The organism is Sphingomonas sp. FW306-05-A, assembly GCF_058782275.1.
Genome location: NZ_JBYSXN010000001.1, coordinates 191,665 through 204,437, shown reverse-complemented (window position 1 = coordinate 204,437; position 12,773 = coordinate 191,665). Strand labels below are relative to the sequence as shown.

General features: G+C 66.1%; 11 protein-coding genes. 8 read left to right on the top strand and 3 right to left on the bottom strand.

What is annotated here, in order from left to right; translation table 11 throughout:
* Positions 1–155: 155 nt before the first annotated feature.
* Positions 156–1,154, bottom strand: coding sequence for an adenosine kinase (locus AC3WJR_RS01025; protein WP_492721539.1), 999 nt, complete (start codon positions 1,152–1,154; stop codon positions 156–158).
* A gap of 133 nt (positions 1,155–1,287) precedes the next feature.
* Here AC3WJR_RS01025 and AC3WJR_RS01020 point away from each other — a divergent pair, with 133 nt between their 5' ends.
* Positions 1,288–1,968, top strand: a complete 681-nt coding sequence (locus AC3WJR_RS01020; RefSeq protein ID WP_492721537.1) for an EI24 domain-containing protein — start codon at positions 1,288–1,290, stop codon at positions 1,966–1,968.
* Positions 1,969–1,981: 13 nt separating this feature from the next.
* Positions 1,982–2,347: a hypothetical protein gene (locus AC3WJR_RS01015; RefSeq protein ID WP_492721535.1), complete on the top strand. Its 366-nt coding sequence runs from the start codon at positions 1,982–1,984 to the stop codon at positions 2,345–2,347.
* 115 nt (positions 2,348–2,462) lie between these two features.
* Here the strand turns inward: AC3WJR_RS01015 and queG are convergent, their stop codons facing one another.
* A complete protein-coding gene (gene queG, locus AC3WJR_RS01010; RefSeq protein ID WP_492721534.1) occupies positions 2,463–3,665 on the bottom strand; it encodes a tRNA epoxyqueuosine(34) reductase QueG in 1,203 nt (400 codons plus the stop codon).
* Between the two features lie 36 nt (positions 3,666–3,701).
* On the opposite strand from queG, the gene AC3WJR_RS01005 reads away from it, so the two are divergent.
* The 4 genes from AC3WJR_RS01005 (at position 3,702) to msrB (ending at position 7,742) form a co-directional block, all read left to right on the top strand.
* Entirely contained in the window at positions 3,702–4,625 is a 924-nt protein-coding gene (locus AC3WJR_RS01005) for an ABC transporter ATP-binding protein (RefSeq protein WP_492721532.1), read from the top strand.
* Positions 4,622–5,881 (top strand): ABC transporter permease, encoded by a 1,260-nt coding sequence (locus tag AC3WJR_RS01000; RefSeq protein WP_492721531.1) that lies wholly within the window; start codon positions 4,622–4,624, stop codon positions 5,879–5,881. Before AC3WJR_RS01005 ends, AC3WJR_RS01000 begins: the two co-directional genes overlap by 4 nt.
* 31 nt (positions 5,882–5,912) lie before the next feature.
* Positions 5,913–7,160 carry a cytochrome P450 gene (locus AC3WJR_RS00995; protein WP_492721529.1) on the top strand — a complete coding sequence of 416 codons (1,248 nt, stop codon included), beginning with the start codon at positions 5,913–5,915 and terminating at the stop codon, positions 7,158–7,160.
* 90 nt (positions 7,161–7,250) lie between these two features.
* Positions 7,251–7,742 (top strand): peptide-methionine (R)-S-oxide reductase MsrB, encoded by a 492-nt coding sequence (gene msrB, locus AC3WJR_RS00990; RefSeq protein WP_492721527.1) that lies wholly within the window; start codon positions 7,251–7,253, stop codon positions 7,740–7,742.
* Positions 7,743–7,778: 36 nt separating this feature from the next.
* Here msrB and AC3WJR_RS00985 read toward each other — a convergent pair whose 3' ends face one another.
* Complete coding sequence (locus AC3WJR_RS00985; protein ID WP_492721525.1) at positions 7,779–9,095, bottom strand: MFS transporter; 1,317 nt, start codon at positions 9,093–9,095, stop codon at positions 7,779–7,781.
* 285 nt (positions 9,096–9,380) lie between these two features.
* Here AC3WJR_RS00985 and AC3WJR_RS00980 point away from each other — a divergent pair, with 285 nt between their 5' ends.
* Positions 9,381–11,519 carry an alpha-glucuronidase family glycosyl hydrolase gene (locus tag AC3WJR_RS00980; RefSeq protein ID WP_492721523.1) on the top strand — a complete coding sequence of 713 codons (2,139 nt, stop codon included), beginning with the start codon at positions 9,381–9,383 and terminating at the stop codon, positions 11,517–11,519.
* A gap of 52 nt (positions 11,520–11,571) precedes the next feature.
* Positions 11,572–12,654 (top strand): LacI family DNA-binding transcriptional regulator, encoded by a 1,083-nt coding sequence (locus AC3WJR_RS00975; protein WP_354284219.1) that lies wholly within the window; start codon positions 11,572–11,574, stop codon positions 12,652–12,654.
* Positions 12,655–12,773: the final 119 nt, after the last annotated feature.

The following is a 12,773-nucleotide window of genomic DNA, read 5'->3' as shown; positions in this document are numbered from 1 at the left end:
AGAAAGGCCGGGGAGCGATCCCCGGCCTTTTTTTGCTTAGCCCCTCCCCTTCAGGGGAGGGGTTGGGGTGGGGCTGTGCCTCGCAGAGAGCGATGTTCTGCTGGACTGCCCCACCCCCGACCCCTCCCCTGAAGGGGAGGGGCTTAAGTTGAGTGTTACCCCAGCTTCGACGCCACCAGCGCCTTCAGGTCCACCTGCGCGCGAGCGCCGTAGTGCGAGATGATCTCCGCTGCGCAGACCGCCCCCATCTTGAGCGACGCCGCGACGTCCTTGCCCTGCGCTTGTCCGCGCAGGAAACCCGCTGCGAACAGGTCGCCCGCACCCGTTGTGTCGACGACGCGCTCGATCGGCTCGGCGGGGACGTGGACGGTCTCGCCGCCGGTCACCGCGATCGCGCCGTGTTCGCTGCGGGTGACCACCAGCATCGGCACTTCCGCCGCCGCCGCCGCGACCGCTGCGTCGAAATCCTGGTTGTCCATCAGCGCGGTGATCTCGGCTTCGTTGGCGAACATGATGTCGATGAGGCCGTCCGCCATCAGCTGGCGGAAATCGCCGCCGTGGCGCGAGATGCAGAACACGTCGCTCAGCGTGAACGCGACCTTGCGCCCCGCCGCACGCGCGACGTCGATCGCGGCGCGCATCGCCTGGCGCGGTTCCTCGGGATCCCACAGATAGCCCTCGAGATACAGGATCGCGGCATTCGCGATCAGGTCGCGGTCGAGCGCGGCTTCGGGCAGGAACTGCGAGGCACCGAGGAAGGTGTTCATCGTCCGCTGACCGTCCGGCGTCACGAAGATCAGGCAGCGTGCGGTGGTCGGGTCGCCCTCGCGTGCGGCGGTGGTGAAGTCGATCCCGACTGCGCGAATGTCGTGCGCGAAGATGTCGCCCAGTTCGTCGTTCGCGACCTGGCCGATGAAGCCGCACTTGCCGCCCATCGCCGCGATCCCGGCGACGGTGTTCGCCGCCGAGCCACCGCTCGCCTCGATCCCCGGGCCCATCTTGGCGTAGAGCGCATCGGCTTCCTCTGGCGAGAACATCAGCTGCATCGAGCCCTTGGTCATCGCGGCTTCGGCGAGGAAGGCATCGTCGGACTGCGACAGCACGTCGACGATGGCATTGCCGATCGCGACGACGTCATAGGTGGGCTCGGTCACAGGGTAATCTCCGGTTCAAATAGCGTTGTCGGGCCGTACCGGGGGGGTGCGACGCGCGCAACCTCGGCGGATGCGCGCACGCGGGCACGAGAGAAGGATTCCTGCGCCGCGCGAATTGCTCTAGGACCGCCGGATGGTGCGTGCCTTTCTCCTTTCGCTGGCCCAGCTCGGCGACCGCCGCATTCTTGCGGTATTTCTCAAATCGATGCTGGTGACGGCGGCGCTGATCGGCGTGCTCGGCGCTGGCCTGTGGTATGGCGCGACGCGGCTGGCGGATCGCTGGGGGTGGGACTCTCTCTCGGGCGGGTTGCTCGGCGCGGTCGCATTGCTCGCGGCGTTCGGTGCGAGCTGGCTGCTGTTCCGCGCAATCGCGATCGGGGTGATGGGGGTCTTCGCGGACGATGTCGTCGTCGCGGTCGAGGCACGGCACTACCCGCAGGCGCTCGCCACCGCGCGGAGCGTGACGATGGCGCGCGGGATCGGGCTTGGGTTGCGCTCGGCGGGTCGCGCGATCCTCGTCAATCTCGCGCTCGCGCCGGTCTATGTCGCGTTGCTGGTAACGGGTGTAGGGACGTGGCTGCTGTTCTTCCTCGTCAACGGCTGGCTGCTGGGGCTCGACCTCGGCACGATGGTCGCGGCGCGACACGTACCGTCTGCGATGATGCGAGACTGGCGCAAGACCGGCGCGGTCGACCGGTTCGCGATGGGGGTTGCGGGGACCGCGCTGTTCATGGTTCCGGTGCTCAACCTCTTCGCGCCGATCCTGGGCGCGGCGATGGCGACGCATCTGTTCCATGAAAGACGCCCCCTATGAAAAAGCTGGCCCTATGAAGAAGCTGGCCGGATCCGCGCTGCTGTTCTCGCTGCTCGGCGCGTGTGCATCGACCGCGACGATCGTGCCGGTCTCGCGCGCGCCGGTCATCCCGATCCCGCAAGGCACCGGGCTCGGGCAAGTGGTCGGTGCGACCGCGGCGAGCCTGACCCGGATGTTCGGCACGCCCGTCGCCGACATCCGCGAGGGCAGCGCGCGCAAACTGCAGTTCAGCAATGCGACCTGTGTACTCGACACGTATCTTTATCCGAAGGGCAATGCCGAGCCGGTCGTGACCTATCTCGATACACGGCAGAACGACGGTTCGCCGATCGACCGCGCGAGTTGCGTGGGGGCGTTGCAGATCGGGCGGCGGAAGTAGCACTTCTAAAAGCCCCTCCCCTTCAGGGGAGGGGTTGGGGTGGGGGAGTCCAGCAGAAACCCCCTCTCTGCGAGGCACTGCCCCACCCCAAACCCCTCCCCTGAAGGGGAGGGGCTTAAGTGAGTTTCGTCAGCGCCCAGTCGGCGGCTTCTGCCACGACAGGGTCGGGATCTTCGCGCAACGCCTGCACGCGATCGATTAGCCCCGCATCCCCGCTATTCCCCGCCGCAATCAGGCAGTTCCGCATCATCTTGTTACGCCCGATCCGCTTGATCGGCGAGCCTGCGAAGATCTGCCGGAAGCTTGCGTCATCCAGCGCAAGCAAATCCGCCAATCGCGGCGCGACCATTTCTGCGCGCGGCAGGAAGGCGCGGTTGGCGGCGGCGTTTTCCGCGAACTTGTTCCACGGGCAGACCGACAGGCAATCGTCGCAGCCATAGATGCGGTTGCCGATGCTCTCGCGGAATTCGTGCGGGATCGGGCCGGCGTGTTCGATCGTCAGATAGGAAATGCAGCGCCGCGCATCGAGCCGGTAGGGCGTGGGGAAGGCATCGGTCGGGCATGCGCGCTGGCAGGCATCGCAGGAGCCGCAACGGTCGATGACGGGGGCCTCTTTTTCCTCTTCTATCTGCTGCTTCCCCGGCGAAGGCCGGGGCCCAGTCGCGCTGTCGATGGAAATCGGGTGCTGTCCCTCGCCATGATCGTTCCTCGACTGGGCCCCGGCCTTCGCCGGGGAAGAAAGCAAAGAAGGAGAAAGCGCAACATCCCCGAACACCCCCGCCTCCAGCGTCGTGTAGATCGCCCCCAGGAACAGCCAGGAGCCATGCTCGCGGCTCACCAGATTGGTATGCTTCCCCTGCCACCCCAGCCCCGCCGCCGCCGCCAGCGGCTTTTCCATCACCGGCGCGGTATCGACGAACACCTTGAGGTCGGTCCCCGGCACTTCCGCGACCAGCCACCGCGCAAGCGCCTTGAGCGCGCGCTTGACCACGTCGTGATAATCGCCGCCCTGCGCATAGACCGAAATCCGCCCGATCTCGCCGTGATCCGCCAGCGCGAGCGGATCGACCGCGGGGGCGTAGCTCATCCCGAGCGCGATCACGCTGCGGACTTCGGGCCACAGCGCGGCGGGGCTTTCGCGCTGGTGCGCGCGCTCCTCCATCCAGATCATCCCGCCGTGCATCCCGCCGGCGAGCCACGCGTGCAACCGTTCCGCCGTGCGCGGCGCGGCATCCGCCCGCGCGACGCCACAGGCAACGAACCCCAATTCGCTCGCCTTGGTCGAAAGCCGTTGCAACAGTGTCTTGTCTTCCTGCACCCGGCCCCGCTACCACGTCCAAGGCTATCGAGGGAATTGGCGTTGCGGCAGGAACTCGCGGTCGACGCACATGGGCTGGTCAAGCTGTTCGGCGGGCGACGCGTCGTCGACGGCGTCGACATTTCGGTGCCCAAGGGTGCGATCTACGGCGTGCTCGGCCCCAATGGTGCTGGCAAGACGACGACGCTGCGGATGCTGCTGGGGATCATCGAACCCGATGCGGGTGCACGGACACTGCTCGGCCATGATCGCCCGCGCGAAGTGAGCGACCGCGTCGGCTATCTGCCCGAGGAACGCGGGCTGTATCCCGCGATGCGCGCCAAGGATGCGATCGCGTTCCTGGGCGCATTGCGCGGGCTCGACCTCAAGACCGGGCGCAAGCGCGCAGTCGTGCTGCTCGAAGCCGCGGGGCTCGGCCATGCGGTCGACACCAGGATCCGTAAACTGTCCAAGGGCATGGCGCAGCTCGTCCAGTTGCTCGGATCGGTGGTGCACCAACCCGATCTGCTCGTGCTCGACGAACCCTTTTCGGGGCTCGACCCGGTCAATCAGGAACGGCTCGAGGCGATGATCTTCGCCGAACGCGACCGCGGCGCGACGGTGCTGTTCTCGACGCATGTGATGGCGCACGCCGAACGGCTGTGCGACCGGCTCGCGATCATCGCGGGTGGCAAGCGGCGGTTCGAGGGGACGGTCGGCGAGGCGCGTGCGCTGCTGCCGATGCGCGCGCTCTACACGCCGACGCGCGACGATCCCGGCGTTGCGGCGCATCTTCCCAGCGATGCCGAGCATGTTGGCGACGGCTGGCGCTTCACCGTCCCCGACGGTGGCGTCGAGCGGGTGCTGAGTGCGCTGATCGCGGCTGGGTACGGCATTTCGGGTCTGTCGATTGAGCGGCCCTCGCTCCACGACGCGTTCGTCAAGGTCGTCGGACGCGCCGCGCTGGAGGATGAGCAATGAGCCGCTTCCGTATCCTGCTCCGCCAGATCTGGACGATCGCCAGGCGCGATTTCGTCGCGACGGTGTTCACGCCGACCTTCCTGATCTTCCTGCTCGCGCCCGTCGTGATGGGGTCGTTCGGCGCGATCGGCGGGCTTGGCGCGAATGCCGCCTCGAAGGGCGCGGACGCCAAGACGCGGATCGTCGCGATCGTCGATCCAGCGCGAAGCGCGGACTTCGCCGCGATCGACCTGCGCTTGCGGCGGCTCTACCGCCAGTCGGAAGAAGCGCCGCCAATGCTCCAGACGCTCGCCCCCGCGGCCGATCCGGCTGCGCAGGCACGCGCGCAGTTCGACGACAAGCGGATGGATGTGGTGGCGGTGCTCTATGGGCCACTCGCGACGCCGCATGTGCTCACCACGCCGCTCAGCGTCCGTGCGGGCGACTATCTCGCGCTGCTCGCCGAAGACGTGCTGCGCGCCGACCGCAGCGGGATCTCGCCGCTGAGCACCGCGACACGGACGGTCGTGTCACGCACCGCGCCGTCGCTGCGCGGCGCGAACGCATCGGGGTTCTTCGCGGTGTTCGGGCTGTTCTTCCTGACGCTGCTGCTGGCGGGACAGGTCGTCAGCGGAGTCGCCGAGGAACGCGGCAACAAGGTGATCGAAGTGCTCGCCGCCGCGGTGCCGCTCGAATCGGTGTTCTTCGGCAAGTTGCTCGGCACGTTCGGCGTGGCGGTGCTGTTCCTCGTCTTCTGGGGGACACTGATCAGCCAGGCGACGGTGCTGATGCCGCCGAGCTTCGCCGCCGGGCTTGCGGGGCTGACGCCTGCGCTGGGGCTGCCGGTGTTCACGCTGCTGTTCTTCGCCTATTTCACAACGGCGTACATGCTGCTCGGCGCGGTGTTCCTCGGGGTCGGCGCGCAGGCGGCGAGCGTGCGCGAGATCCAGCTGCTGTCGCTGCCGATCACGCTGATCCAGGTGGCGATGTTCGGCCTGGGTGCGGTCGCTCTGTCCCGCCCCGACAGCTGGATCAGCACCTTCGCCGCGGTGTTCCCGCTGAGTTCGCCCTATTACATGGCGGGGCGCGCGGCGCAGTCGGGCAGCCTCGGCATTCATCTGCTCGCGCTGGCGTGGCAGGCGCTGTGGGTCGCGATCTTCATCGCGGTCGGCGTGCGCGCGTTCCGGCGTGGCGTGCTGCAGTCGGGCAGCGGCACGTTCCGCTGGAGGCGGCGGCGAGCCTCATCCGACAAGCTTGTTGACACAGGTGTCAGTTAAAGGTCTGCTCGCCCCAAAACGGGAGAGAGACATGGCCACCGCAGCGATCGAGTCGGACTCCGTCACCCCCTGCCCGGTCGATCCGCTCGATGTGAGCCGCCCCGAATTGTACCGCGACGACCAGTGGCAGGCCCCCTTCCGAGAGCTGCGCGCCACCAGTCCGGTCCATTATGTCGCACACTCCGACTTTGGGCCTTATTGGTCGATCTCCAGCTATAAGCCGATCGTCGCGGTCGAATCGCTGCCCGATCTCTATTCGAGCCAGGCGGGCGGGATCACGATCGCCGATTTCGTCGAGGATCGTGGCGATGTGAAAATGCCGATGTTCATCGCGATGGACCGGCCCAAGCACACGGGGCAACGCCGCACCGTCGCACCGGCCTTCACGCCATCCGAGATGGTGCGGATGACCGAGAATATCCGCATGCGGACCTCGGAGATCCTCGACGGGCTCGACTGGAACACCCCGTTCGACTGGGTCGACCGCGTGTCAATCGAACTGACGACACAGATGCTCGCGATCCTGTTCGACTTTCCGTGGGAGGACCGGCGCAAGCTGACCTTCTGGTCCGACTGGGCGGGCGACATCGAGATGGTCAAGACCGCCGAGCTCCGCGCGCAACGGTTGCAGCACATGTATGACTGCGGCGGCTATTTCCAGAATCTGTGGAACCAGAAGGTCGGCAAGGAACCCACCCCCGACCTGATCTCGATGATGATCCATTCCGACGCAATGGCGGAAATGGACCAGATGGAATTCCTCGGGAACCTTATCTTGCTGATCGTCGGGGGCAACGACACCACGCGCAACACGATGAGCGCGGTTGCCTACGGGCTTGACCTGTTTCCCGATTCTCGCGCGAAGCTGGAGGCGGACCCGGGGCTGATCCACAATGCGGTGCAGGAAATCGTCCGCTGGCAGACCCCGCTCGCGCACATGCGCCGCACCGCGACCGTGGACAGCGAACTTGAAGGTCAACCGGTCGCGGCGGGGGACAAATTGATCCTCTGGTATATCTCCGCCAACCGCGACGAGAGCGTATTCGAGGATGCCGATACGATCCTGGTCGACCGCCCCAATGCGCGCCGGCATCTCGCGTTCGGGCATGGCATCCACCGCTGCGTCGGCGCGCGGCTGGCGGAATTGCAGGTGTCGGTGCTGCTCGAGGAGATGTCCAAGCGGCGGATGCGGGTCAATGTGATCGGCGCGCCCGAGCGAGTCGCGGCGTGCTTCGTCCACGGCTATCGCAAGCTGCCGGTCGAGATCAGTCGCTATTGAACGTCAACGGGCGTGCGTCCGCTTGGCGAAGTGTCGCGTAGCTCCCACATGGGGTTGGCAAGACCCTTTGCCGTTTAGGATATTCTTCCGATGCACGACCGCCGCCATTTCCTGACGCTCGCCGGATCGGGCGTTGCTGCTTTTGCGCTGTTCGGCTGCAAGAGCGCGACCGCCGGGCCACCCGAGACGTTCGAGATCAATCTGAGCGACGCCGCATGGAAGAAGAAGCTGTCGCCCGCCGCCTACCGCGTGCTGCGCCATGAGGGCACCGAGACGCCTTACACCAGCCCGCTCAACGGCGAGCATCGCGCGGGCACCTTCGCCTGTGCAGGGTGCGCGCTGCCGGCGTTTTCCTCGAAGACGAAGTTCGAGAGCGGCACCGGCTGGCCGAGCTTCTGGGCGCCCCTGCCCAATGCGGTGCGCAACCGCGTCGACGGATCGCTGGGTATGGAGCGCACAGAAGTCCATTGCCGCCGCTGCGGCGGGCATCTCGGGCATGTCTTCGACGACGGTCCCAAGCCGACCGGCAAGCGCTATTGCATGAATGGCGTCGCGATGACCTTCACGCCCGGCAAGGCATAACCCCGCCGGGGCCGCACACGGCGGCCCCGCGGCCCATCACACTGCGATCGTAACCGCCTTGTACTTTGGGTTGAGCAAGTGCGTCACCAGCAGCGCGAGCAGGTACGCCAGCCCGCACGCGATAAAGAACGGCTGGTAACTCCCGACAGTATCGAGCAGCAGCCCGAGCGACTTGGATGCAATGAACCCGCCCGCGGCCCCCGCGAACCCGCCGAGCCCGACCAGCGTACCCTGCGCATAACGCGGGAACAGATCCCCCGGCAGCGCGAACAGGTTGGTCGAGAAACCCTGGTGGGCCGCGCACGCCAGACCGATGAAGGCAACCGCGATCCAGATGTTGCTCGCCTGCACCGCGAACATCACCGGCAGCGCAAACAATGCGCAGGCGAACATCGCCCGTTTGCGCGCCCGCCCGGTGGTGACCCCGCGCTTGAGCAGATGCGACGAATACCACCCACCCGAAATCGCACCGAGATCCGCGAGAATGTAGATCGCGACGAGCGGCGGCCCGAAGCTCTTGAGGTCATAGCCATATTGCTTGCTGAAAAAGTCGGGCAGCCAGAACAGGAAGGTCCACCACACCGGATCGATCAGGAACCGCCCCGCCATATAGGCCCAGGTCTCGCGGTGGCGCAGCACGCTGCGGAAAGTCGCGCGGCCGACGTCCTCCGATGGTTCGGCTTCGATCCAGGCGCGTTCCTCCTGCGTCAGCCGCGGATGATCCGACGGTTTGCGGTACAGCCAGAACCACAAGGCAAGCCAGACCAAATTGAACGATCCCGTAACGATGAACGCCCAGCGCCAGTTGAGCGCAAACGACACGACCAGCAGCGACACCAGCAACGGCGTCACCACCGCGCCGACATTGGCGCCCGCATTGAAGATTCCGATCGCGAGCGCGCGTTCCTTCTTGGGGAACCACTGCGATGCCGCGGCGAGCGCGGACGGATAGGTCCCCGCCTCCCCCAGTGCGAGCGGGATGCGCGCGATGACAAAGCCCGTCGTGCTCGTCACCAGCACTTGCGCCAGATGCCCGACCGTCCAGGTCGCCATTGCCAGTAGATACCCCGCGCGCGCACCAATCCGGTCGATCAACCAGCCGAAGAACAGGAAGCCGAACCCGTAGCAGACCTGGAAATAGCCGGTGATGTCGCCGTATCCGGTGTTTGACCAGCCGTAGAGGCTCGACAGTTCGGGCTTGAGCACGCCGAGGACGAGACGGTCGATGTACGACAGCACCACCGCGGCGAACAGCAGCCCGCAGATGATCCAGCGAACGCGCCCGCGCGGTCGCGGCACCGCATGTTCCGCGGTCTCAGGGGCTTGCGCGAGTTGATCGCTGAATTTGCTCATCGCGGCCTGCCCAGAAGCAGATCGTCGTTCGCTCTCACCGCCAAAGGGTGTTGGGTCTGCGCATTCCGCGGCCAGACATCAGATGGGACCGCGCCATTAACGCGCGGGTTGTCTGCAAAGTGACGCATCCGTGTCCTCTCCCACCAACGTCGACGCGGCATTGCTCGGGATGCCGTCATCGTGTTAACGTTATCATGCGTTAGGGTCCGCTTGTCTGTCAACGACTGCGCGCCGACCGACGACCGGACCAATCCGGCGGCGGAATAGTGGAGGATGGGGATCGTCATGTCGAACGCGTTGAAACGGGGCCTGTTCGCCTGCCTGCTGGCCGGTGTCGCGACCCCTGCGCTGGCCGAGGACGGTTATGACCTGTGGCTTCGCTATCATCCGTTGACGACATCGGGCATTGCCGATGCAACGACCGTCGCCGTGCTGGGCGATACGCCTACGCTCACGGTGGCGGGGCAGGAAATGCAGCGCGGCCTCGCGGGTCTGTCGGCGCATCCGATACAGACCAGCGTCGCGATGCGGCCGGGCGGAGTCGTACTGGCACGGGCTGACACGCCGGCGCTGCGGTCGCTGACGCTTGCAACCCAAACTCTGGGTGAGGAAGGGTATCTTGTGCGTTCGGTTACGCTGGAGGGGCAGCGGGTCACGCTCGTTACCGCCAATACCGACCGGGGGGTCCTGTACGGCGCGTTCGCGCTGCTGCGCTGGGTCCAGACCGGGCATTCGCTTTCCAGCGCAAACCTCACATCGATGCCGCACGTTGCTTTGCGCGTGCTCGACCATTGGGACAATCTCGATGGTACGGTCGAGCGCGGCTATTCGGGACAGTCGCTGTGGGACTGGTGGACGCTCCCCGATTATCGCGACCCACGCTACACCGATTATGCGCGCGCCAACGCCTCGATCGGGATCAACGGCAGCGTGCTCAACAACGTCAACGCCAAGGCCGACAGCCTGACCGCGCCGTACATCGCCAAGGCCGCGGCACTGGCAGACATTTTCCGGCCGTATGGGATCAAAGTCTATCTCTCGGCGCGCTTCTCCGCGCCGATCGAACTAGGCGGGCTCAAGACCGCCGACCCGCTCGATCCCAAGGTCGCGGCATGGTGGCGCGCCAAGGCGGATGAAATCTATCGCGCGATCCCGGACTTCGGCGGGTTCCTGGTCAAGGCAAACTCGGAAGGCCAGCCCGGCCCGCAGGATTACCACCGCACCCATGCCGACGGTGCGAACATGCTTGCGGCCGCGGTCGCGCCGCACAAGGGCATCGTGATGTGGCGTGCATTCGTCTACGCGCAGGAGAATGCAGAAGACCGCGCCAAGCAGGCGTATGACGACTTCCATCCGCTCGACGGCACGTTTGCCTCGAACGTCATCGTCCAGGTCAAGAACGGCGCGATCGATTTCCAGCCGCGCGAGCCGTTCCATCCGCTGTTCGGCACAATGCCCAAGACGCCGCTGATGATGGAATTCCAGATTACCAAGGAATATCTCGGCCAGGCGACCCACCTCGCCTATCTCGGCCCGATGTTCGAGGAGACGCTGCGCGCCGATACGCTGGCGCACGGCACCGGATCGACCGTCGCGCGCGTCGTCGACGGGACGCTCGATCACCACGCGCTGACCGGCATGGCGGGGGTCGCCAACATCGGGCGTGACCGCGACTGGTCGGGATCGACCTTCAACCAAGCCAATTGGTACGCGTTCGGACGGTTTGCGTGGAACCCCGACGACACGTCCGATGCCATCGCGCGCGACTGGGCCGCGATGACGTTCGACCCCACGACCGCGACCGTGACGCCGGTCGTACGGATGATGGCGGGTTCGCGCGAGGCGGTGGTCGACTATATGACGCCGCTCGGCCTAGGCCACGTCATGGCGACGGGGCATCACTATGGCCCCGGACCGTGGATTTCGGACCTCAAGCGTCCAGAATGGAATCCCTATTACTACCACCGCGCGACCAAGGACGCGATCGGCGTGGAGCGCGGACCCAACGGCAATGCCGCGACCGCGCAATATGCGCCCGCGCTCGCGCGGCTGCTGGCGGACCCCGCAACCACCCCCGAACGCGACCTGTTGTGGTTCCACCGCGTGCCGTGGACGTACAAGCTGCGGTCCGGCGGAACCCTGTGGCAGGGGATGGTCGGGCATTACGATCGCGGCGTCGGCTACACCGCGGGCTTGCAGTCCGCCTGGACGGCGCTGCGCCCGCGGATCGATGCGGAACGGTTCGCCAAGACCGACACCTTCCTGATGATCCAGCATCGCGAGGCGCAGTGGTGGCGTGACGCAAGCCTCAGCTATTGGATATCGGTCAACGGTCTGGCGCTTCCACCGGGCGCAAAATTACCCGCGCACGATCTCGACTGGTACAAGGCGCAACATTTCCCCTACGCACCCGGCAACCCCTGACTTGCCGACACCGTGACGTTGGCGTCATAGTCTCTGCAACGAAAGGACCCGAATGACGGATACCCGACCCTCGCGGCGCCAGCACAACGTTCCGACGATCACCGATGTCGCGCACAAAGCCGGGGTATCACCGATGACCGTGTCGCGCGTCATCAACGCCAAGCACACCGTGCGCGAGCAAACGCGCGTGCGGGTCGAAGCCGCGATCGCCGAACTCAATTACGCGCCCAACGCCGCCGCGCGTACGCTGGCAGGCGGCGAGGAAATGCGGATCGGTCTGCTCCATTCCAACCCGAGCTTCGCCTATCTCAGCGCTTTCCTGGTCGGCAGTCTCGATCAGGCGAGCCGCAGCAACGTCCAGCTTGTCGTCGAGAAGTGCGATGACCCCGGCCAGGAAGCGGCGGCGGTTGCGCATCTGCTCAACGGCCGGGTCGACGGGATCGTTTTGCCGCCGCCGCTGAGCGACTCTCCCGATGTGCTTGCTGCGCTCAAGACGGCGGGCGTTCCGATCGTCGCGGTCGCCACCGGGCGCGCGCCAGAATGGGCGTTCTCGGTCAGCATCGACGATCGTCAGGCGGCATATGACATGACGCGGCACCTGGGTGCGCTCGGCCATGTGCGGATTGGCTTCATCACCGGCAACCCCAACCAGACCGCCAGTGCCGAACGGCTGGACGGCTATCGCGCGGCGCTGGCCGACATGCGGCTGCCGGACGACCCCGCGCTGGTGACGGAGGGGCTGTTCACCTATCGCTCGGGGCTCGACGCGGCGGACCGGTTGCTCGACCTCGACGATGCACCCTCCGCGATCTTCGCGTCGAATGACGACATGGCCGCCGCAACGGTCGCGATCGCGCATCGGCGCGGACTGGACGTGCCGAGCGACCTGACAGTCTGCGGGTTCGACGATACCGCGCTGGCGACGACAATCTGGCCCGAACTGACGACGATCCGTCAGCCGGTCGTGGAAATGTCGCGGATGGCGGTCGAGCTGCTGGTCCATGCGATCCGGTTGAGCAAGGCCGGGCGGCTGGGGGATATCGGCGAGCCGCACGTTCTGGCCGATTACACGCTCATCCGGCGCCAGTCGGATGCCGCGCCCCGGCGCCGCCCCGCAGTGCAACGGCGGGACTGAAGAGAATATACCGCCTCAGATTCCAACAGTTGTCGGTTTTCTCGTAAACGCGAAATATTGTCGTCCCCGACAACCGAGGTTTGTTGTACCCTGTCCCGCAACATCGGGACTTAGGGGGC